Annotated in this window: 22 protein-coding genes and 1 pseudogene; 1 reads left to right on the forward strand and 22 read right to left on the reverse strand. The window is 72.1% G+C overall.

Translation table 11 applies throughout. The features are described 5' to 3' along the window. Window positions 1-36 precede the first annotated feature (36 nt). The 4 genes from frr to rpsB all read right to left on the reverse strand — a co-directional run bounded on the left by frr (window position 37) and on the right by rpsB (window position 3,571). Entirely contained in the window at window positions 37-594 is a 558-nt protein-coding gene (gene frr, locus ACFVUH_RS31045) for a ribosome recycling factor (protein WP_355369605.1), read from the reverse strand. Between the two features lie 97 nt (window positions 595-691). Continuing rightward, window positions 692-1,456, reverse strand: coding sequence for a UMP kinase (gene pyrH, locus ACFVUH_RS31050; protein WP_355369607.1), 765 nt, complete (start codon window positions 1,454-1,456; stop codon window positions 692-694). A 261-nt stretch (window positions 1,457-1,717) separates the two neighbouring features. Continuing rightward, the gene (gene tsf, locus ACFVUH_RS31055) at window positions 1,718-2,557 is read right to left on the reverse strand and encodes a translation elongation factor Ts (RefSeq protein WP_355369609.1); all 840 of its coding nucleotides are present in this window, start codon (window positions 2,555-2,557) and stop codon (window positions 1,718-1,720) included. Window positions 2,558-2,686: 129 nt separating this feature from the next. Continuing rightward, complete coding sequence (gene rpsB, locus ACFVUH_RS31060) at window positions 2,687-3,571, reverse strand: 30S ribosomal protein S2 (RefSeq protein WP_387916693.1); 885 nt, start codon at window positions 3,569-3,571, stop codon at window positions 2,687-2,689. 516 nt (window positions 3,572-4,087) lie between these two features. Between rpsB and ACFVUH_RS31065 the strand changes: the two are divergent. Continuing rightward, window positions 4,088-4,723 (forward strand): annotated as a pseudogene (locus ACFVUH_RS31065) (peptidoglycan DD-metalloendopeptidase family protein); the annotation flags it as partial. Window positions 4,724-4,859: 136 nt separating this feature from the next. On the opposite strand, the gene ACFVUH_RS31070 reads toward ACFVUH_RS31065, so the two are convergent. The 18 genes from ACFVUH_RS31070 to proS form a co-directional block, all read right to left on the reverse strand. Beyond that, a complete protein-coding gene (locus ACFVUH_RS31070) occupies window positions 4,860-5,432 on the reverse strand; it encodes a TetR/AcrR family transcriptional regulator (RefSeq protein ID WP_387916749.1) in 573 nt (190 codons plus the stop codon). A gap of 161 nt (window positions 5,433-5,593) precedes the next feature. Continuing rightward, window positions 5,594-6,499 (reverse strand): RNA polymerase sigma factor WhiG, encoded by a 906-nt coding sequence (whiG, locus tag ACFVUH_RS31075; RefSeq protein WP_355369713.1) that lies wholly within the window; start codon window positions 6,497-6,499, stop codon window positions 5,594-5,596. 369 nt (window positions 6,500-6,868) lie between these two features. Continuing rightward, window positions 6,869-8,113 carry a DNA-processing protein DprA gene (gene dprA, locus ACFVUH_RS31080; RefSeq protein ID WP_387916695.1) on the reverse strand — a complete coding sequence of 415 codons (1,245 nt, stop codon included), beginning with the start codon at window positions 8,111-8,113 and terminating at the stop codon, window positions 6,869-6,871. Continuing rightward, complete coding sequence (locus ACFVUH_RS31085; RefSeq protein WP_387916697.1) at window positions 8,110-9,837, reverse strand: YifB family Mg chelatase-like AAA ATPase; 1,728 nt, start codon at window positions 9,835-9,837, stop codon at window positions 8,110-8,112. Before ACFVUH_RS31085 ends, dprA begins: the two co-directional genes overlap by 4 nt. A gap of 1 nt (window position 9,838) precedes the next feature. Next, window positions 9,839-10,297: a YraN family protein gene (locus ACFVUH_RS31090; protein ID WP_355369717.1), complete on the reverse strand. Its 459-nt coding sequence runs from the start codon at window positions 10,295-10,297 to the stop codon at window positions 9,839-9,841. Window positions 10,298-10,576: 279 nt separating this feature from the next. Continuing rightward, complete coding sequence (locus tag ACFVUH_RS31095) at window positions 10,577-10,903, reverse strand: DUF2469 domain-containing protein (protein ID WP_030056781.1); 327 nt, start codon at window positions 10,901-10,903, stop codon at window positions 10,577-10,579. A 55-nt stretch (window positions 10,904-10,958) separates the two neighbouring features. Further along, window positions 10,959-11,432, reverse strand: coding sequence for an NUDIX hydrolase (locus ACFVUH_RS31100; RefSeq protein WP_387916699.1), 474 nt, complete (start codon window positions 11,430-11,432; stop codon window positions 10,959-10,961). A 118-nt stretch (window positions 11,433-11,550) separates the two neighbouring features. After that, on the reverse strand, window positions 11,551-12,300 hold the full coding sequence (gene lepB, locus ACFVUH_RS31105) for a signal peptidase I (protein ID WP_387916701.1): 750 nt from the start codon (window positions 12,298-12,300) through the stop codon (window positions 11,551-11,553). Between the two features lie 148 nt (window positions 12,301-12,448). After that, on the reverse strand, window positions 12,449-13,453 hold the full coding sequence (lepB, locus tag ACFVUH_RS31110; protein WP_387916703.1) for a signal peptidase I: 1,005 nt from the start codon (window positions 13,451-13,453) through the stop codon (window positions 12,449-12,451). Between the two features lie 248 nt (window positions 13,454-13,701). Further along, window positions 13,702-14,592, reverse strand: a complete 891-nt coding sequence (gene lepB, locus ACFVUH_RS31115; protein WP_387916705.1) for a signal peptidase I — start codon at window positions 14,590-14,592, stop codon at window positions 13,702-13,704. Window positions 14,593-14,686: 94 nt separating this feature from the next. Further along, window positions 14,687-15,544 carry a signal peptidase I gene (lepB, locus tag ACFVUH_RS31120; protein WP_387916707.1) on the reverse strand — a complete coding sequence of 286 codons (858 nt, stop codon included), beginning with the start codon at window positions 15,542-15,544 and terminating at the stop codon, window positions 14,687-14,689. Between the two features lie 77 nt (window positions 15,545-15,621). Further along, complete coding sequence (rplS, locus tag ACFVUH_RS31125) at window positions 15,622-15,972, reverse strand: 50S ribosomal protein L19 (protein ID WP_063347674.1); 351 nt, start codon at window positions 15,970-15,972, stop codon at window positions 15,622-15,624. A gap of 154 nt (window positions 15,973-16,126) precedes the next feature. Beyond that, complete coding sequence (gene trmD / locus ACFVUH_RS31130) at window positions 16,127-16,945, reverse strand: tRNA (guanosine(37)-N1)-methyltransferase TrmD (protein WP_380682010.1); 819 nt, start codon at window positions 16,943-16,945, stop codon at window positions 16,127-16,129. 74 nt (window positions 16,946-17,019) lie between these two features. Then, entirely contained in the window at window positions 17,020-17,640 is a 621-nt protein-coding gene (rimM, locus tag ACFVUH_RS31135) for a ribosome maturation factor RimM (protein WP_387916709.1), read from the reverse strand. 173 nt (window positions 17,641-17,813) lie between these two features. Continuing rightward, window positions 17,814-18,053 (reverse strand): RNA-binding protein, encoded by a 240-nt coding sequence (locus ACFVUH_RS31140; RefSeq protein ID WP_030056773.1) that lies wholly within the window; start codon window positions 18,051-18,053, stop codon window positions 17,814-17,816. 2 nt (window positions 18,054-18,055) lie between these two features. Next, window positions 18,056-18,484 (reverse strand): 30S ribosomal protein S16, encoded by a 429-nt coding sequence (gene rpsP / locus ACFVUH_RS31145; protein WP_344337896.1) that lies wholly within the window; start codon window positions 18,482-18,484, stop codon window positions 18,056-18,058. Between the two features lie 418 nt (window positions 18,485-18,902). Further along, entirely contained in the window at window positions 18,903-19,481 is a 579-nt protein-coding gene (locus ACFVUH_RS31150) for a hypothetical protein (RefSeq protein ID WP_030306744.1), read from the reverse strand. Window positions 19,482-19,929: 448 nt separating this feature from the next. Then, on the reverse strand, window positions 19,930-21,342 hold the full coding sequence (proS, locus tag ACFVUH_RS31155; protein WP_387916711.1) for a proline--tRNA ligase: 1,413 nt from the start codon (window positions 21,340-21,342) through the stop codon (window positions 19,930-19,932). Window positions 21,343-21,378 lie beyond the last annotated feature (36 nt).

The raw sequence follows: 21,378 nt of genomic DNA on the forward strand, positions 1-21,378 counted from the left end.
GGCCCCAGTAGCCAGGGGCGTCAGGGGCGTCGTTCATCAGACCTCGAGCAGCTCGGATTCCTTGTGCTTCAGCAGCTCGTCGATCTGGGCCACGTACTTGGCCGTGGTGTCGTCGAGCTCCTTCTCGGAACGGCGGCCGTCGTCCTCGCCGACCTCGCCGTCCTTGACCAGCTTGTCGATGGCGTCCTTGGCCTTGCGGCGCACCGAACGGATCGAGACCTTGGCGTCCTCGCCCTTGGTACGGGCGATCTTGATGAACTCCCGGCGGCGCTCCTCGGTGAGCTCCGGCAGCACCACGCGGATGATGGAGCCGTCGTTCGACGGGTTGACGCCCAGGTCGGAGTCGCGGATCGCCTGCTCGATCGCCTTCAGCGCGGTCTTGTCGAACGGCGAGACGACCGCCATCCGCGGTTCCGGCACCGAGAACGAGGCCAGCTGGTTGATCGGCGTCTTGGCACCGTAGTACTCGGCCACGATCTTGGCGAACATCGCCGGGTGCGCACGGCCGGTGCGGATGGCCGCGAAGTCGTCCTTGGCGTGGGCGACGGCCTTCTCCATCTTCTCCTCGGCCTCGAGGAGGGTCTCTTCGATCACTGTGATCTCCCTGTCCGGTTCATCTGCGGTTGTTCCGTCCGGTGTCTGGCGGTGGCCGGTCGCGGCCCCCGCGCCGTTCCGTACGGCTGGTTGCTGCTCAGGCCCGGACAGAATCCTGGCTGATGAGTGTGCCGATCTTCTCACTCTTCACTGCCCGCGCGATATTGCCCTCCGCGAGCAGCTCGAAGACCAGCATCGGCAGGTTGTTGTCCTTGCACAGCGTGATCGCGGTGAGGTCGGCGACCTTGAGGTCGCGCGCGATGACCTCGGAGTACTCCAGCGCGTCGAACTTCACCGCGTCCGGGTTGGTCCGCGGGTCGGAGTCGTAGACGCCGTCCACGCCGTTCTTGCCCATCAGCAGGATGTCGGCGTGGATCTCCAGGGCCCGCTGCACGGCCGTGGTGTCGGTGGAGAAGTAGGGCATGCCCATGCCGGCGCCGAAGATCACCACACGGCCCTTCTCCAGGTGCCGGACGGCGCGCAGCGGCAGGTACGGCTCGGCGACCTGGCCCATCGTGATGGCGGTCTGGACCCGGGTCTCGATGCCCTCCTTGACCAGGAAGTCCTGGAGCGCCAGGCAGTTCATGACCGTGCCGAGCATGCCCATGTAGTCCGAGCGGGCCCGGTCCATTCCGCGGACCTGGAGTTCGGCGCCCCGGAAGAAGTTCCCGCCGCCGATCACGATGGCGACCTCGGTGCCCGCGCGGACGACCGTGGCGATCTCGCGGGCGATCGCGTGCACGACGTCCGGATCGACGCCGAGCCCGCCGCCGCCGGCGAAGGCCTCACCGGACAGCTTCAGCAGCACCCGGCGGCGCGTGCCGTCGTGGGTGTCCTGCGCGGTCTCCTGCGTCTCCTGCATGGACTTCTCCTTCTACACCTACTGGTTCACAGGCGCGGACGTGCGGATCCCCGGCCTGCGCGTACACGAGAGGAGGCCACTGCCGCGGGAACCGGTTCGGTGTCCTGCACGGCAATGGCCTCCTCGTCGTTCATGCTGCCGACGCGGCTCGCCCATGGACGGATGGCGCTGGGTGAGCCCGTACGGCGCGTTCCCTGCCGCCCTGGTCAGCGGGCGGGGGCGGCTTCCAGCCTACGGCCGGAAGCGCGGGTGGAACGTGGCTCAGGCGCCGACGCGGAAGCGGGCGAAGCGCTTGAGGGCGACGCCGTTCTCCTCGAGAACCTTGGCGACGGACTTCTTGTTGTCCTTCGCGAAGGCCTGCTCCAGGACGGAGTTCTCCTTGACGAAGCCGGTGACGCGGCCCTCGACGATCTTCGGCAGGGCGGCCTCCGGCTTGCCCTCCTCGCGAGCGGTGGCCTCGGCGACGCGGCGCTCGTTCTCGATGTCCTCGGCCGGGATGTCCTCGCGGGACAGGTACTTCGGCGCGAAGGCGGCGATGTGCTGCGCGACGTCCTTGGCGACCTCGGCGTTCTCCTTGTCCAGCTCGACCAGGACGCCGACGGCCGGCGGCAGGTCGGGGCTGGTCTTGTGCAGGTAGACCGCGACGAAGCCGTCGCCGTCGAACTGCGCGAAGCGACGGAAGACGATCTTCTCGCCGAGGGTCGCGTTGGCCTCGTCGACGAACTGCTGGACGGTCTTGCCGGCCTCGATCTCGGAGGCGAGGGCGGCGTCCAGGTCGGCCGGGGCGGTGGCGGCGACGTGGGCGGCGATCGCGTCGGCGACCTGGACGAAGTTGTCACCCTTGGCGACGAAGTCGGTCTCGCAGTTCAGCTCGACCAGGACGCCGGACTTCTTGTCCTCGGCGATGAGCGCGGCGACGGCACCGTTGGAGGCGTCGCGGCCCTCGCGCTTGGCAACGCCCTTCTGGCCCTTGATGCGAAGGATCTCGACGGCCTTCTCGACGTTGCCCTCGGCCTCGTCCAGGGCCTTCTTGCAGTCCATCATGCCGGCGCCGGTCAGCTCACGGAGCTTCTTGACGTCCGCGGCGGTGAAGTTCGCCATGGTGTGAATCTCTTCTCGCGTCTCGCGTGTCTGCGTGGGGTAGCACCGGGGCCGGTGATTCGGCCCAGGCACGGGAGAGAGGGGCACCGACCGGCGTCGTACCGGCGGGTGCCCCTCACCCTTGGTACGTCAGGCCTGCTCGGCCGGAGCCTCGGTGGCCGGAGCCTCGGCGGCGGGCGCCTCAGCAGCGGGCGCCTCAGCGGCGGGGGCCTCGGCGGCGGGGGCCTCGTCGGCCTTCTTCTCACCCTCCAGGAGGTCCTTCTCCCAGTCGGCGAGCGGCTGGTCGGCGCCCGGCTCGGCCTTGACGTCGCCCTTGGCGACACCCGCGCGGGCCTTGAGGCCCTCGGCGACGGCGTCGGCGATCACACGGGTCAGCAGGGTGACGGAGCGGATCGCGTCGTCGTTGCCCGGGATCTTGTAGTCGACCTCGTCGGGGTCGCAGTTGGTGTCGAGGATGGCGACGACCGGGATGTTGAGCTTCCGGGCCTCGCCGACCGCGATGTGCTCCTTCTTGGTGTCCACGATCCAGACGGCGCTGGGAACGCGCTGCATGTCGCGGATACCGCCGAGGGTCTTCTCCAGCTTGTCGTGCTCGCGCTGGAGGACCAGGAGCTCCTTCTTGGTGAGGCCGGAGCCGGCCACGTCCGAGAAGTCCAGCTCGCCCAGCTCCTTGAGGCGCTGCAGGCGCTTGTAGACGGTCGAGAAGTTGGTCAGCATGCCGCCGAGCCAGCGCTGGTTCACGTAGGGCATGCCCACGCGGGTGGCCTGCTCGGCGATGGCCTCCTGGGCCTGCTTCTTCGTGCCGACGAAGAGGACGCTGCCGCCGTGGGCAACGGTCTCCTTGATGAACTCGAAGGCGCGGTCGATGTAGTTCAGCGACTGCAGGAGGTCGATGATGTAGATGCCGTTGCGCTCGGTGATGATGAAGCGCTTCATCTTCGGGTTCCAGCGGCGGGTCTGGTGACCGAAGTGGACGCCGCTCTCCAGCAGCTCCCGCATCGTGACGACGGCCATAGCCGTGCTCCTCAGGTGTTACGCCCGGCTCCGGCGCAGCGGCGTCACGGTCGGCGCACGGTGGCGCTTCCCGCTCGGCGCGTGCGAACGGCCGGGTCAGGCTCGGTTTGTCCGTGGCGGCCAGGTGACAGCCACGCCTGACGCCCCGAACGTGCCGAGCCGCTTCCACCCGGCGGTCCGGGGACCGGCCGGGCTCGGCGGACCGAGCGGCACTCGCACCTGGCGGAGGTGGCGGCGGAGCCGCTTCCGTCCACCGGTGGCGGGGCGTGCGAAGTCGACCCGGCGGACCGGGTCGCGTGTGAAGTGTACGGGAAGCGCCGCGCGCCGGGCGACTCCGCAGCGGGCGGGCGGCCGGGGACTCACCTGGTCCGGGCCGCCCGGGCGGCCCTGCCGGGCCCGCCTGAACCCGGCGGGGTACACCCGTTGGAGGGACGGCCACGGTCCACAGGGGCCGGTTGTCCACAGGAATCGGGGCGGGGGTGGCCGGGCCGGTGCGGGCCGGGGAACCTCGGCGGCATGACTGCTGCTGACGGGGTTCCGGACGGTGCTGTGGTGGCGGGTGGGGCGGGCGGTGTGAGCAGTGTGGGCCTTGTGGGCCGGGTGGGCGGTCGCGGCGCTGCGGGCGGTCGGGGCGGTGCGCCGGTCGGGCCGCGGTCCGGTCGGCGGGTGCTGGTGATCGTGCTGGTGGTGCTGGGCGCGCTGCTTCCGTCCGGGTGGCCCGGAGCCCTCGGTCATGCGGCGGGCGGTGGAGCCGCCGGTAGCGGCAGTGGTGGCGGAGGAGGTGGAGGCAGCGGCTTCGACGGTGGGCGGGCGTGGCCGGCGGACGGGCCGGGTGGTCGCCCGGCCGTCGTGGTGCACCGCTTCGAGGCGCCAGCGCAGCCGTGGGGCGCGGGGCACCGGGGTGTCGACCTGGCTGCCGGCCCCGGGGCGGAGGTGAGGGCGGCGGCTCCCGGTGTGGTCACGTTCGCCGGCCCGGTGGGCGGGCGGCCGGTGGTCACGGTCACCCATACGATCGTCGCCCGTGCGAGCGCCGCCGCTCCCCCGGCGCCCCCGCTGCGAACCACCTATCTACCGGTCGCCGGGACCCTGCCGGTGGGCACCGCGGTGGCAGCGGGCCAGGTGATCGGACGGCTCGCCGACGGGACCGGCCACTGCGCCGACGGTGTCTGCCTGCACTGGGGCCTGCTGCGCGGGCGGCGCTACCTCGACCCGCCGTCCCTGTTCGGGACCGGCCGGGCCAGACTGCTGCCGCTCGCTGACCCGCCCTCCGAGGACCCGGCGCGGCCGGTCAGCTCGGACCGAGTCCGTGCAGGGCGAGGGAGACGGCAGCGTCGGCGATCACCTCGGGGCTCTCGGCCCGACCGCCCGCCGCCCGCTGCTCCGACTGCCGGACGGCCGCCTCGACGATGCCCTGGAGCAGCGCGGCCGCCAGCCGGGGCTGTTCGTGGCCGAGGTCCTCCAGTGCCTGGACCACGAGCCCGACCAGCGTCCCGTGCGCCGCCCTGATGCGCTCGCGGGCCGCGTCGTCCAGTTCCAGCGCGGAGATCGCGGCGACGGCCCGGTGGCGGGGATCGGCGGCCAGCGCGAGCTGGCCCCGCACATAGGCCTCGATCCGCTCGGCCGCGGTGTCGCGGCTCGCCATCCCGGCCTCGATCTCGGCGGCCCAGAGCGGGAAGTCGGTCTCGCAGAGCGCCTCGACCACGGCCGCCCGCGAGCGGAAGTACTCGTACACCGAGGAGCGCGCGAGTCCCGTGCGCGCCGCGAGCGCGGGGAAGGTCAGGGCCTCCATGCCTCCCTCGGTGAGGAGACTGCGGGCAGCGTCGAGGAGGGCTGCCCGCTGCATCTGACGGTGCTCGGCCACACTGGCCGCTCGGATCTTCGGCACACACTCCACTGTACGGAGCCCTACATCCCACCGGTACGGTGCCGCACATCGGCGCGATGCGGAGGGTTGCGTACCGGGGCGCAGAGTGCCGGCCGGGCGTACGCGGCGCACCCCACCGGGTTCCGACCGCCCTGCCGCTACCGGATGTCCGACAGCTTGGCGCGCAGCTGGAGCACCGACTTGGTGTGGATCTGGCTGACCCGGCTCTCCGTCACCCCGAGCACCTGGCCGATCTCGGCCAGGGTCAGGCCCTCGTAGTAGTAGAGCGTCACCACGGTCTTCTCCCGCTCGGGGAGCGTGTTCACGGCCTGCGCCAGCAGCCGGCGCAGTTCGCGGTCCTCGGCCACCTCGACCGGGTCGTCGGCGCCGTGGTCCTCCAGGGTGTCCATCAGGCTGAGCCGGTCGCCGCCCTCGCCGACGGGGTGCAGCAGTTCGTCGAGCGCCACCACGTTGGCGAGCGAGAGCTGGCTGAAGATGGCGTGCAGGTCCTCGATGGCGATACCCATCTCGGCCGCGACCTCGGGCTCGTTCGGCGTCCGCCGCAACCGGGCCTCCAGCGTCGCGTACGTCCGCTCGACCGCCTTCGCCTTCTGCCGCACCGAGCGCGGGATCCAGTCCAGTGCCCGCAGTTCGTCGATGATCGCGCCGCGGATCCGGCTGATGGCGTAGGTCTCGAACTTGATGGCGCGTTCGATGTCGAACTTCTCGATCGCGTCGATCAGCCCGAAGACCCCGGACGAAACGAAGTCGGCCTGCTCGACGTTGGAGGGCAGGCCGACCCCGACCCGGCCCGCCACGTATTTGACCAGCGGCGAGTAGTGCAGGATCAGCTGCTCCCGCAGCCGCTGGTCGGCCGTCTCCTTGTAGGCGCGCCAGAGCTCTTCGAGCGCCGTGCGCTCCCGGCCGGCCGCCTCCCGGCGGGGCCCAGGCGCCTCGGGCGGCGCGGGGGCGGCCGGGTCGACGGAAGCGCCGGGCGCGTCCGAACGGTCGTCGTGCGCCCCGGAGTGCGCCGTACGGCCGCCCTGTCGCGCGAGGGCCCCCATCCCACCCGCGGCCTTGGGCGGGAACTCGGTCACGGTGCGCCGCTCGGTGCGCGGCCCTCCCGAGGACCGGGCGCCACCGGTCACTCGGTGTCCGGGAATGTGTGTGGGCATACGTTGGTCTGCGCCGTTCTGCCGAGTCATGTGCTGATAGGGAAGGCATGGCGAGCGTAGCGTGACCGACTCGCTGCACAGTGCTACCGCCACTCGGTCGTCCCCCGATCCGGTGGCTTCGTGTCACCGCCTCGGGGTACCGGAGGCAGACGGACCGGAGGCCGCACCCCGCCGCGCCGGGCCGCTCCGTCAAGCCCCGTCCTCCTTCCACTCGTCCGTGTGGCCCGCTCCCCGGTTGTCGGCCTTCCGGACCTGCCGTCACCTCCTGCGCACCAGGCGCCAGTGCGCCCCGTGCCGTTCGACGTGGCCGAGCGAGCCCAGCTCGTAGAGCCGCTGGAGCACCTCGTCCGGCGGGAGCCCGGACTGCCGGGCCAGCTGCTCCACCGGCGCGCCGTCCGGCGTGGCGGGCACCGCCTCCAGGACCCGGGCCGCCGCCGGCTCCAGGAGATCCCTGGGCAGCACCGGTCCGCTGCGCTGCGGCGCGAGGTCGTCACCGATCGCGCCGATCAGCTCGACGACCTCGGCGGCGTCGGTGACCACGGTGGCGGCGCCACTGCGGATCAGGGCGTGCACCCCGGCGGACAGCTCCGAGGTCACCGGGCCGGGCACGGCCATGGTGTGCCGGTTGAGGTCGCGGGCACGTCTGGCAGTGCTGAGCGCCCCGCTGCGCAGCGCCGCCTCGACCACCACGGTTCCGCGGGTCAGCGCCGCGATCACCCGGTTGCGCAGCACGAACCGGAACCTGGTCGGGTGCTCCCCCGGCGGGAGTTCGCTCAGCAGCAGCCCCTGTTCGGCGATCCGGCGGATCAGCCCGGTGTTGCCCCTCGGGTAGGCCACGTCCACCCCACAGGCGAGGACACCGACGGTCGGGCCGCCGACCGCCAGCGCGCCCCGGTGGGCGGCCGCGTCGATGCCGTAGGCGCCTCCGGAGACGACCACCCAGCCGCGTTCTGCGAGCTGGGCGGCGAGGTCCCCGGCGACGTGCGCGCCGTACGCCGTGCAGGCCCGGGCACCCACCACCGAGACCGAGCGCAGCGCGAGCAGACGCAGCGAGCCGGTGCCGATCACCCAGAGGCCGGTGGGCCTGGTCTCCGCGAGGTCGTCCAGCTGGCTGGGCCACTCCGTGTCGCCCGGAATGATGAAGCGTCCACCGGCCGCCCGTACCCGTTCCAGGTCGGCGACCGGGTCGAGGCCGGTCAGCCTGGCCCGGTAGGCCGCCAGCCGGGCGTCGTCCGGGCCCTGTCGGCCGGGCACCCTGCCGTCCCGGATCGCCCGGACCACGTCGAGGGCGTCGGTGCGGGCGAGCCAGCGGCCGAGCGCGGCGTCCCCGGGTTCGCCGAGCCGGCAGAGCGCCGCGCGGGCCAGACGCTCGGGCTCGTATTCGTGTTCGGGCTCGTTCTTGGGCTCGGGCCTGGGCACCGGCTCGGGCGGCACCCCGGGCCGAGGGGCGGCTCCCGGTTCGGCGGGCGTGCCCTGGACGAGATCGTTCGCGGTGCGGTTCACGGGGCGGCCTCCTCGGGCTCGGGCTGCGGATCGGCGGTGCGCCGGGCGGAACGGGTGCGCGCCGGGCGGCGCTCGGCCTTGCCGCCCGTCCGGTCCGGGGCGGGGTCCGCCCGCCCGAAGAAGCGCTCCGTCAGCGGAATCCCCTGCTCCACGCCGGTGCGCAGGACGAGGGCCGTCCGAACGTCACGCTGTTCCGGGCGGTCCCGGCCGGCCAGGTCCGCGACCGTCCAGGCGACCCGCAGCACCCGGTCCAGGCCCCGGGCGGTCAGCAGGCCCCGCTCCAGCTGACGCGCGGCGTCGTTCAGCGCGCTCGGTGCCAGCTGCCAGCGGGTGCGCAGCTCATGGCCGGGGACCTCGGCGTTGGTCCGCCACGGTGTGCCGGCCAACCTGGCCGCCGCACGCTCGCGGGCCGCCAGCACCCGGGCCGCGACGACCTCGGTGGTCTCCGCCGAGGTGTCGCGCTGCATCAGCTCGACCCTGGTCACCGGAGCGACCTGGACCTGGAGGTCGACCCGGTCGAGCAGCGGTCCGGAGAGCCGGCCCTGGTACCGGCCGACCATGGCGGGCGTGCACTCGCAGCCCTCGCCCCGCCGCGAGTGGCGCCCGCACGGGCAGGGGTTGGCGGCCAGGCAGAGCAGGAACCGGGCCGGCAGCCGCATCGATCCGGCGGACCGGGCGATCACCACCTCGCCCGATTCGAGCGGCTGGCGCAGCGCGTCCAACACCCGGACGGGGAATTCCGGTGCCTCGTCGAGGAACAGGACGCCCCGGTGGGCCAGCGAGACCGCGCCCGGTCTCGGCAGCCCGCTGCCGCCGCCGACGATCGCCGGCATGGTGGTCGAGTGGTGCGGGGCGCAGTAGGGCGCCCGGTCGACCAGCGGCCGCCCGGCCGGCAGCAGCCCCGCCACCGAGTGGACCGCGGTGACCTCCAGGGCCTCCTTCTGGGTGAGCGGCGGGAGCAGCGCGGGCAGCCGCTCCGCCAGCATGGTCTTGCCCGCGCCGGGCGGCCCCTTGAGGTAGAGGTGGTGACCGCCGGCGGCGGCGATCTCCAGGGCCCGGCGGGCCTCGTACTGGCCGGCCACGTCGGCGAGGTCCATCCGGGCGGCCGCCTCGTCGGGCAGGCCCCGCACCCCGGCGCTGGGAAGCATCAGGCCGGCCATCAACGGGTCGGGGTGCCCGCCGGGGCGGTCGGCGGGCTCCTCCGGTTCGGGAGCTCCGGTGAGCAGCGCCACGAGCTGGCGCAGGCTGCGCACGCCGAGGACGGTCACCCCGGGGACCAGCTCGGCCTCGGCGGCGGTCTGGTCGGCGACCACCACGCGCCGGTAGCCGGCGTCCGCGGCGGCCAGCACCGACGGGAGCACCCCGCGCACCGGGCGCACCCGCCCGTCCAGCCCGAGTTCGCCGATCAGCAGCAGGTCGGCGATCGCGGCCGGGTCGAGCCGTTCGGCGGCGGCCAGCACGGCGCAGGCCACGGCGAGGTCGAAGCCACTGCCGCTCTTGGGCACCGAGGCCGGGCTCAGCCCGACGGTCAGCTTCCGCTGCGGCCAGGCCTCGCCGCTGTTGACGACCGCCGCGCGCACCCGGTCGCGGGCCTCGGAGAGCGCCTTGTCGGGCAGGCCGACCAGGGTGAACGCCGCCACCCCGGGCTCCAGATCGGCCTGGACCTCGACGATCACCCCGTCGACGCCGACCAGGGCCACGGAACACGTCCGGGCGAAGGCCATCTCAGACCACCCCCCGCAGGTGGTCGACCGAGGCGGCGCCGCGGGACCGGTTGATGACGGCGACCAGGTCGATCCGGACGCCGCCGGGCGGCACGGGCGCCCACGGCGGGTCGTCGGCGCCGGGTCGGTACTCGGGACCTGCCAACCGGGCGAAGTGGCCGGGCCAGCGCTCGGCCATCCAGCGCTCGGCCAGTCGGCGCAAGCGGTCCGCCTTGGTCGGACCGATGGCCTCGCTGGGCTGCTGGAAGCCCCGCTCGGAGCGGGTCTTGACCTCGCAGACCGCCACGGTGTCGCCGTCGAGGGCAACGATGTCCAGCTCGCCCTCGACGCAGCGCCAGTTGCGGTCGAGGATGCGCAGCCCGTCCTCGGTGAGCCGACGGGCTGCGACCTGCTCGCCGTAGCGGCCGAGGCCGGTGTTGGTCGGCCGCGACGGTCCCGGCGCGGCCGACGGGGGCGACACGGCCGACGGGGGCGGACCGCCCGCCGGGGCCCGCGTCGTCCTCCGGCGCGGCTGCCCGTCCTGCCGGGCCTTCGCGGTCCTCTTGCGCGTGGCGCGCTCGATCTCCTGCACGGTGACCACCTCCGCCGGGGAGGTTGCCGTGCGGTCCGGGATCGGACCAGAGAGTTGTCCTTTCCTGTGGACAACTCGGGCCTGTGGATAACTCCTGTCACCTACGGGAGTGATTATCCCGGAATACCCGGAATTCCCCTGGACATCCGGGGTCCGGGCGGTCCACCGTCAGTTCCCGAAGCCGGACTCGTCCGAGGGCAGCTCCAGGTCGCTCTTCGCGAGTTCCTCGATGTTCACGTCCTTGAAGGTCAGCACCCGGACCTTGCGGACGAACCGGGCCGGCCGGTACATGTCCCAGACCCACGCATCCGCCATCGACACCTCGAAGAACACCTCGCCCTGCACCGAGTGCACCTGCAGCTCGTAGTCATTGGTGAGGTAGAACCGTCGCTCGGTCTCGATCACGTACTTGAACAGGCCGACGACGTCCCGGTACTCCCGGTAGAGCTTGAGCTCCATCTCGGTCTCGTACTTTTCGAGATCTTCGGCACTCATCCAGGCGTCCCCTCAACTTGTCACGTCCACCCATTGTGGACCACCGCACTCACCCTCAGAGCCTTACCGGAGCTGCCGGCGGCCCCTCGGTCAACAGCCGCTGCAGAAAGTCCACCAGCCCGACCGGATAGACGGTCTCGGCGGTGGCCCGCAATTCCCCGACCGTCCACCAGCGTGCCGCGAGCAGTTGGGCGTGCTCGTCCTCTCCCATGCCCGAGTGGTCCAGCACCGTGTCCGTCGTGCGGGCCAGGTGGAACCACTGCTCCTGCTCGTAGCGCCGTCCCCGATAGGAGAACGAAGCCTTGCCGTACGCCACCACCGGCCCCAGCTCCACGCCGCGCAGTCCGGTCTCCTCCAGGAGCTCGCGCTCGGCGGCGTCCCGGAAGTCCTCCCCCGGTTCCAAGCCGCCGCCGGGGGTGAACCACCAGGTGACGCCGGGGACCGCCGGGTCCGAGCCGTGGAACAGCAGCACCCGGTCCTGCCCGTCGAACAGCAGGATCCGCGAGGCCCTGCGCCGCTGTGCCGCCATGACGAGCCTCCACGTTCCCTTCGTCCGCCCCGGTCGCTCCCCCGATCCTGCCACCCGGCGCGGTCGTCCGGGGCGAGGTTGGGCAGAGCGGCCCCGGCGCGAACCGTGCCGGCCGGGGTCAGGTCGTGCGGCGGCGACGGCGCGCCAGCCCTGCCACCCCGCTCACCGCCGTGGTCACGAGGATCGTCGCCGCGCCTACAACGCTCGCCCAGAACGCGGGTTCCAGCGGTCCCGGGCCTGCCGGGCCCTCCCCGCCGACCACCTCGAACGCCGAGGTGCCGGCCAGCAGGCCGGCCCGGCCGAGCGGAAGCACGGTGGCCTCGACCCGGGCCTCCACCCCGGTGGCCGGGACGGTCCCGCCGTCGACCTCCAGGTGGACGCGGGAGTCGAGCGAGCCGAGCCGGTTGTCGCCGAGCAGGAAGAGACGGCCGGGCGGCACCTCCACGCTGAAGGCGGTTCCCTGGGCACCCTGCGCCGCGAGGTACGGCTCGTCCACCGGCTTGCCGTTGACGGTCAGCCGCTGGTCACCGGTGGCGACGGCGACCGTGTCGCCACCGATCGCGACCACGCGCTTGACCATGAGCGGGCCACCCCAGGCCTGGTCGCGGAAGACCACCACGTCACCGCGCCGGACGTCCGCGCCGTCGGTCTTCCGCGCCAGGACGGTGTCCCCGGCCCTGAGGGTCGGCTCCATCGAACCGGTCGGGATGTTGTACGGCCGGTAGCTCACGGCGATCACCGCGAAGCCGCCGATCAGCAGGACCAGGCCGACGGCGAGCAGCACGCCCTGGACCACGGCCCCGGGGGCGCGCCGGGGGCGGGCCGTGGCCAGGGGATCACCGGTCGTCCGTTCCGCGACACTGCTCATCGACACCGTCCAACCCCTGACCGACCCGGAAACGCTCACGGCGGCGCACCGGGGCCACGGGCGGAAAACCCGGCGGGCCGTGGCACGTCCGAGCAGATTACTCGTCGGTACCACGGCCCGCGCAAGACCCGGGAGCCCCCGGTCGGGATCAGGACCGCCGGTCGCGGTCCGGCCGGTTCCGCAGCCTGCGGACCAGCGGCAGCAGGGCGACGGCGCCCACGGCACCGGCTGCGGCCGGCACCGCCGGCGCGGCCGCCGCCAGGCCCTTCTGGTCGAAGGTGTCCGGCACCGGCAGCGTCGACCAGTGGTTCACCGGCCAGGCCACCACGAAGGCGCGCCCGATCACGTCGTCCACCGGGACGGTCCCGCCACCCGGCTGGTCCATGTGGAAGCGTGAGTCGAGCGAGTCCGCGCGGTGGTCGCCCATCACCCAGATCCGGCCGTCGGGGACCTTCACCGGACCGAACGGCTTCGTCCCGCACGGGGTGTTGCCGGCGTAGACATACGGCTCGTTGAGCGCGACGCCGTTGACCTTCACCGGACCCTCGCCCTCGCACTCGACGGTGTCCCCGCCGACCGCGATGACCCGCTTGATGAGGTCCTTCTCGTTGTCGGAGGGCATCAGACCGACGAAGCTCAGCACGTTCTGGACGCCCCGGACGAAGGCGTTGCTGCTCTCCTTGGTGGGCTCGTCGGCCAGCCAGCCGCCCGGATCGTGGAACACCACGACCTCGCCGCGCTCCGGCTCGGCGCCGAACCACGGGGTGAGCTTGTCCACCAGGACCCGGTCACCGACCTGCAGCGTGTTCTGCATCGACTCCGACGGAATGGAGAACGCCTGGACGAAGAAGGTCTTGATCACCAGCGCCAGGACGAGGGCGATGCCGATGAGGATCGGCAGCTCCTTCCAGAACGACCGCTGCTTGCGCTCGTTCCGCGGCGGCTGCTCCTCGGTACCGTCCGCCGGACCGGAGTCGCCCGGGAGGGGCGGCGGGGTGTCACCCGTGCCGTCGCCGTGCCCGTCCGCGGACTGGGCCGCCGTGTCCTCGGCCGAGGACGAGGGCGCCGCGGCCTCCGCGGACCGGGCCGCCGGGCCGCCGGAGCCCTCGGGCTCGCCGGCGCCTGAGCGGGCGCCGATCACCAAATCCCCCACAACGTCTCCTCCCTGCTGTGCGGACGCCCGTGCGCCCGCGCTCACAGTGCCGCACAGCGGGCACCACGCTCCACCACCGACCGCGCCCCCGCCAGGACCGGCCCCCGACGGGCCTCCTGACACCGGCACAGCCTTCGGGTGCGACCCCTCGACACCGAGTCGGCCGCACCCAGCACTTCTCTATCACTCCCGGGCATCCGGCTCGCGGTCCCACACGCCCGGCCCGATCACGACGGGCCTGTCCGGACCTACGCCCGGGGCCGCCCCATCCGGCGGCCGATGAGCGGAAGGATGCCCAACACACCCATAACGAGCGGAGGTTCCTCAGGAACCGGCCCGCCGCCCATCGAGTCCGTTGCGGTCGTGCCATCCGCCGGAACCCGCGCCACCGAGGAGAGTGAAACCGGCACCTCAAGTTGATGAACCCGACCCACCGGCCAGGCGATCATGAACGCCCGCCCCACCACACCGCTCACCGGAACGGTGCCCTGCCCCGGATTGCCCATGTGGAAACGGGAGTCGGCGGACACGTCCCGGTGGTCGCCCATCACCCAGAGCCTGCCCTGCGGCACCTTCACCTTGAACGGCTGCCGGGAGGGCGGGTTGCCCGGAGCGAGGTAGGGCTCGTCCAACGGCCTGCCGTTGAGACTGATCCTGCCCTGCTCGTCACAGCACTCGACGGTGTCCCCGCCGACCCCGATCACCCGCTTGATGAGGTCCTGCTCGCTGTCGGACGGCAGCAGTCCGACAAAGGTCAGCACCTGCTTGGCCACCCGCAGAACCGGCCCGTCCTTCGACGACCCGTGCTCGTTCTCCAGCCAGCCGCCCGGGTCCCTGAACACCACCACCTCGCCGCGCTCCGGCTCGGCGCCGAACCAGGGGGTGAACTTGTCCACCAGCACCCGGTCCCCGACCTGGATGGTCTGCTCCATCGAGCCGGAGGGGATCACGAAGACCTGCACCAGGAAGGTCTTCATCACCAGCGCCACGACCAAGGCCACCACGACGACCAGCGGGATCTCGCGCAGACGGGAGCTTCTACGGCGGCGGGCCGCCCGGCGGGCGGTACGACGGCGCTCGGCGCGCCCACGTACCACGGGGGCGGCGGCGGGGGCCGCGTCCTCCTCCAGCCCGGTCACGGCACCGGTGACAGCACCCGTTTCAGGGCCGGACGCGGGGCCGGTCGGGGAGCCGGGGTCGGTTCCGGCGGCCGGGCGGTCGGCGAGCCGTCCCCTACCTCTGGTCCCCATGGCCACCGGTCCCCCCTGCCGCGGCAAAGGCCGTCGGCCGGTCGACCGAGGCCCAGTGCCCGACCGGGTAGACCACCCAGGCCGCCCGGCCGATCACCTTGGACTCGGGGACGAACCCGCCGCCGGGGTCACCGAGGTGGTCGCGGGAGTCCCGGGAGGCGCTGCGGTGGTCGCCCAGCACGAAGAGCTTGCCGGACGGCACCACCACGTCGAAGGCCACGGCGGACGGCTCGTCCCCGGGGTACAGGTAGCCGGACTCGTCGACCGGAACACCGTTGACGGTGAGCGGGCGGCCCGGTCCCGCGCTGGTCACACGGTCGCCGCCGACGCCGATGACCCGCTTCACGTAGACCGAGTCACCGGCCGGGACCAGCCCGACATCACGGCCGAAGGAGCGCAGCGAGGTCCAGGCGCCGTCGCGTTCCAGCGGCCTGCGCAGAAAGGAGCCCGTACCGTCGAACACCACCACGTCACCGCGCTGCGGGTGGCCGCCGAAGGCGTAGGACAGCTGGTTCACGATCAGGCGGTCGCCCGGTCGCAGGGTGTTCTCCATCGACCCGGAGGGCACCGAGAACGGGCGCGCCACGAAGGCGTTCACCAGCAGCAGCACGAGCAGGCAGACTCCGGCGAGCAGCAGCAGGTCACGCGCGCCCGAGCGCCCACGCGCAGGCTCCGCACCGTCGCTCTCCTCGGAAGCGCCTTCCTCGGAACCGCTCTCCCCCGAGTCGGCGCCGCTCTCCTCGGCGGGGGCCGCGGAAACGACCGCGGACCGCGCCGGCGAGTCCGCACCGGTGGGTGCGGGACTGCCGTCGCGGTCCGCGGGTGGTTCGTGCGTGCTCATCGGGGGCTGAGCTTACCGTGCGGCAGCCCGGCCCCCCAGAGCGATCCGATCCCCCGGCGGTGCCGGGGGCCGGTGGATCAGCGGTCGCGCTTCTCCTTGATCTTCGCGGCCTTGCCGCGGAGGTCACGCAGGTAGTACAGCTTGGCGCGGCGAACCGCACCGCGGGTCACGACCTCGATCTTCTCGACGACCGGGGTGTGCACCGGGAAGGTGCGCTCGACACCGACGTTGAAGCTGACCTTGCGAACGGTGAAGGTCTCACCGACGCCGGCGCCGTGGCGGCGGATGACGACGCCCTGGAAGACCTGGACACGGGAGCGGTTGCCCTCGATGACCCGGACGTGCACCTTCAGGGTGTCACCGGCGCGGAACGCCGGGATGTCGCTACGCAGCGAGGCCGCGTCGACAGCAGCGAGCTTGTTGCTCATGTTGCTCTCCATCGCAGGCGCCACGGGCCGCCCACGGAAGTCGTCACAAATGGGGTTTGCCGCGGGCCGCACCGGCTACCGGCGGTCCCCCCGTGGCGGGGGCGCCGAACCACGTGACCCCTGCGGGAGGAGCCCAGCGACAGACAGCAGCGGCCTATTCTTCCACACCACCGGCCGCGGACCGAAATCGGCCGAGCCCCTCGTCCCAGGCAAGGCCGAGCACATCGAGCGCCGCACGGTCCTTCTTGTCGAAGTCGGCGTGCCGCCAGCGCGCCACCAGGTCCGGCCGGTTGGCCAGAGTGCGGGCGAAGGCCTGCTCGCGGCGCCAGCGGGCGATCTTGCCGTGGTTCCCGCTCAACAGGATGTCCGGCACCGTACGGCCGCGCCACTCGGCGGGCTTGGTGTAGACCGGGCCCTCCAGCAGGTCGGCCATCGCGCCGGGCGCGAAGGAGTCGTCGCGGTGGGACTCGGCGTTGCCGAGCACGCCGGGCAGCAGCCGGGCGATCGCCTCGACCATGACCAGCACCGCGACCTCGCCGCCGGCCAGCACGTAGTCGCCGATCGACGCCTCGACCACCGGCATCCGGGTGGCCGCCTCCTCGATCACCCGCCGGTCGATGCCCTCGTACCGGGCCGGGGTGAACGCCAGCCACGGCCGGCCGGCCAGCTCCTGCGCGAGTTCCTGGGTGAACGGCCGGCCGCTGGGGGTGGGCACCACCAGGGTCGGCAGCTCCCCTTCGGGACCCCGGGCGAGCACCGCGTCGAGGGCCTCGCCCCACGGCTCGGGCTTCATCACCATGCCCGGGCCGCCGCCGTACGGGCTGTCGTCGACGGTCCGGTGCACGTCGTACGTCCAGTCGCGCAGGTCGTGGACGTGCACGTCGAGCTGGCCGCGGGCGCGTGCCTTGCCGACCAGCGAGATGTTCAGCGGTTCCAGGTACTCGGGGAAGATCGACACGACGTCGATCCGCATCCCGTGCCGCACGACCGGCGCCGAGGCCTCCGCAGGCTCCGGGGACCCCACGGCCTGCACGGACTCCTCGGAGCTCACTGCGACTCCTCCGCCGAATCCGCCGAATCCGCCGAGTTCGCGGAGTCCGCCGACTTCTCCGCGGACTCCGCACCCGGCGCGGACTCGCCGAGCGCGACCTCGGCGCTCTCCGGGTCGATCAGCCCGGGCGGCGGGTCGATGACCGCGCGCTGGTTCTCCAGGTCGATGGTCGGCACGATCCTGCTGACGAAGGGCACCAGCGCCTCCGTCCCGTCAGGCTTCTTCACGGTGAGCAGGTCCTGGTACGGCAGGTGGACCACCTCGGTGAGCTCGCCCACCAGGGTGCCGTCGAGCAGGACCACGTCCAGACCGATCAGCTGGTGGTCGTAGTACTCCTCCGGGTCGTCCGGACGCTCCTCCGGGTCGACCTCGGCGATCAGGATCGTGCCGCGCAGCGCCTCGGCGCCGTTGCGGTCCTTGACGCCGGCGAACCGCAGCAGCAGCCGCCCGCTGTGCACCTTGCCGGACTCGACGGTCAGCGGACCGGCCGAGGCCGGGTCGGTGAGCAGGACGGCACCGGGGCCGAGCCGGAGCTCCGGCTCGTCGGTGCGGACCTCGACACTGACGTCCCCCCTGATGCCGTGGGCGCGGCCGATCTTGCCGACGACGAGCTGCACGGTGATCGTTCTCCTGGATGAGTGCTGCTGAGTGCTGCTGCTTGCGTGAGTGCTTGGGGCTGAGGAGTACTGCGGAACCGCCGCGGGGAAGCCGCCGAGAACGGCGAAGGCCGGCCGGGACGACATGCGTCCCGGCCGGCCTCGAAACCCTGACGGCTGAACGAGCAGCCGGGTCAGCGAATGTTGTCCACGTCGACCAGGTCGACCCGGACGTTGCGACCGCCGAGGGCGCCGACCACGGTGCGCAGGGCGCGCGCCGTGCGGCCACCCCGGCCGATCACCTTGCCGAGGTCATCGGGGTGCACCCGCACCTCGATGGTGTTGCCCCGACGCAGGTTGCGCGAGCGCACCTGCACCTCGTCGGGGTGCTCGACGATGCCCTTCACCAGGTGGTCGAGGGCGTCCTCGATCACGATCAGGCCTCGGCGGCGGCGTCGGCCTCAGCCTCGGCCTTGTCCGACTTCTTGGCCTTCGGGGTGATGGCGACACCGGTGGTGGCGTCCTCGAAGCCGGCGACGGCCTTGGCGAACAGGTGCGAGAAGTCCTCGACCTTCGGCTCGGCGACCTTCAGCGGCTCCGGAGCCGGCAGGCCCTTGAACTTCTGCCAGTCGCCGGTCAGCTTGAGGATGGCGAGCACCGGCTCGGTCGGCTGGGCGCCGACGGACAGCCAGTACTGGGCGCGGTCGCCGTCGACCTCGATCTTCGAGGGGTTGTAGGTCGGCTGGTAGATGCCGATCTCCTCGATCGCACGGCCGTCACGCTTGGTGCGGGCGTCGGCGACGATGATGCGGTAGTGCGGGGAGCGAATCTTACCGAGACGCTTCAGCTTGATCTTGACTGCCACGGGAGTGGAATCTCCTGGTGTTGACGTGGGTGAGCGGCCCCGCCCTCGCGTGGGGTTGCGCGGTGGGCCGTTCAAGGGACACGCCAGCCGAAGGAGAGAGGGGTCCTGCCCGGCTGCCGAGTACTCAGCGGTCCATTCTGCCACACAGGGCGCCGACCCCCGAAAACAGGTCGACCGGGAGCCCCCGCTCCCGGTCAGCCCAACGCGCGCACCTGCCCGGTGCACCTCACTGGCGAATCATCGCTCGATCATCGTGGTCCATCGTGGTCCTGCGGTGGATCTTGGCGCCCTCGGTTCCCCGAGCCGTGAGGCTCCCCGGGTCGCCCGACGGACCGCGCGCCGAGCTACGGACTGCGAACTACGGACTGCGAACTGCGGACTTCGAGCGCAGGCTACGAGCCGCGAGCCACCAGCCGAACTACGCGATCTTGAACGGCTGCTGGCAGGCACCGCAGACGATGGACGCCTGCGCGAGCACCGACGGCACGACACGGACGTTGCGCCCGCACCCGCAGACCGCCTTGACCCGGACGCCGCCCCCGGAGGAGCCGTGCCGGGCCGCCGGACCGCGGAAGGCGCGCGAGGCCCCCTCACCGGCCACCGCTTCCTGGTGCGCGCCGAGGGCGCGGTCCAGGCGCTCGATGGTCTCGGCGTACCGCTCGCGGGTCTCCTTGAGCATGGTCACCTGGGAGAAGCCGCTGCTGGCGTGCGGCTCGACCGGGTGTGCCAGGCCCAGCTCGGAGGCCAGGAGCAGGAAGCGCCGGTTGTGGTAGCGGCCGGCCCGCGAGGTGTCCCGGATGTCCCGGGCCGCGGCCAGACCATGGGCAGCCTCGTGGAGGAGCCGCTCGAAACCGAGCCGGGTACCACAGGCCGAGGAGGACTCGCCGATCAGCGCCTCGGGCGAGGCGAGGTCGGGGAGGTCCTGATGGTAGGCCTGGATGTCACTCCAGGCGGCGGCCAGTTCGGCCGCGAGAACGAGGGGCTGTGTCGTGCTCACGCTAGACCAACGATGGAGTAGGAGCCGATGTTCCGCGTGTTCCGCTTCCCCTGGAATTCCCAGGAAACTCTCAGGAATGTGCGACCACGCGCGAAATGCGCGTTCCGGATCTGACGCAAGACCAACCCCCTGCAGGTTTGGGGCCGCCGGCTCGGCGGCGGCTCGTCATTTCCGTCCGGGGGCGGGCTGTCGCCCCCAGGACGTACGGCCCGTGTCCTGTCGAGTTGACAGGGCCACGGGCCGTACACCGTACCGCTATTCCGTTAATACCGGCAGTTGACCGACCAGTAGGGATGTCGGCATGTGAGACATGCACGCAACAAGGCCGGTCACCGGGCATCCGAATTCCTCACCGAACAGGTCGGCGGCCGTCGGAACGGGTCGCCCGACGCGGTTTTACGGCGAGATCCTTCGTGGTCGTCCGCAGCTCGGAGGGGCGACCGAACGGTCAGTAGGCGCGCGCGACGAGCGCGACGTTGCCCTCCTGGTCGTCCGTCTGCGGCACCGAGCCGTCGGCGGCGACGATGCAGCGCACCGAGACGCCCTGCTCGGCCAGCTTGGCCTCGCCCTCCGGGCCGAGCTCGGCCCAGGAGATCCGGCCCCAGCCGGTGGTGGCGGCCTCGACGGCCTCTTCGATGGTCTTCACGTCGACCGTGCGGGACTCGCGGCGCTCACGCGACTGACGCAGCAGCAGGGCCTGGTCCTCCTCCAGGATGCCCGGGAGGGTCGCCGCCAGGGAGTCGATCGAGACCGGCTCCTTGCCGCCCGGGATCCGGCGCGCCAGCATCGCGGTGCCGTTCTCCAGGTCGCGCGGGCCGACCTCGATCCGCAGCGGCACGCCCTTGAGCTCCCAGTCGACGGCCCGGCGGCCGAACGGGGTGTCGGTGCGGTCGTCGACGACCACGCGGATGCCGGCGGCCTCCAGCGCCGCGCCGATCTCACGGACCTTGGCGATCACCGCGTCGTCGCCCTTGATGGCCAGGACGACGGCCTGGACGGCGGCCAGCCGCGGCGGGACGCGCAGGCCGCTGTCGTCGCCGTGCGACATGATCAGGCCGCCGACCATGCGGGTCGAGACGCCCCAGGAGGTCTGCCAGACGTACTCGCGCTCGGCGCCCTGCAGCTGGTAGGTGGTGTTGAACGCCTTGGCGAAGTTCTGGCCCAGCTCGTGGCTGGTGCCCATCTGCAGCGCCTTGCCGTCACCCATCATGCCTTCGAGGGTGAGGGTGTTGATGGCGCCGGCGAAGCGCTCCTTGGCGGTCTTGCGGCCGAGCACGACGTCGATGCCGAGCACGTTGGTCATGAAGTCGCCGTAGACCTGGGTGTGGATCATCGACGCGTAGTCACGGGCGTCCTCGTACGTGGCGTGGGCGGTGTGGCCCTCCTGCCAGAGGAACTCGGTGGTGCGCAGGAAGACGCGCGGGCGCAGCTCCCAGCGGACGACGTTGGCCCACTGGTTGATCAGCAGGGGCAGGTCGCGGTGGCTCTGCACCCACTTCGAGAAGTACTCGTTGATGATCGTCTCGGAGGTCGGCCGGACGACGACCGGCTCGTCCAGCTGCTTGCCGCCACCGTGCGTGACCACCGCGAGCTCGGGGGCGAAGCCCTCGACGTGCTCCGCCTCCTTGGTCAGGTAGGACTGCGGGATGAACATCGGGAAGTAGGCGTTCTGGGCGCCGGCCTTCTTGATCCGGGCGTCCATCTCCTGCTGCATCCGCTCCCACAGGCCGTAGCCGTACGGTCGGATGACCATGGTGCCGCGCACCGGACCGTTGTCGGCCAGCTCGGCCTTGTTGATGAGGTCCTGGTACCAGCGCGGGAAGTCTTCCGCCTGAGGGGTGAGAACGGGTGCCTTAGCCATGGGCGAATCGTACGGGGAGCGGGCCCCCGACTTCGA

Origin of the sequence: Kitasatospora sp. NPDC058032 (assembly GCF_042885845.1) — a bacterium.
Lineage (GTDB): Bacteria > Actinomycetota > Actinomycetes > Streptomycetales > Streptomycetaceae > Kitasatospora.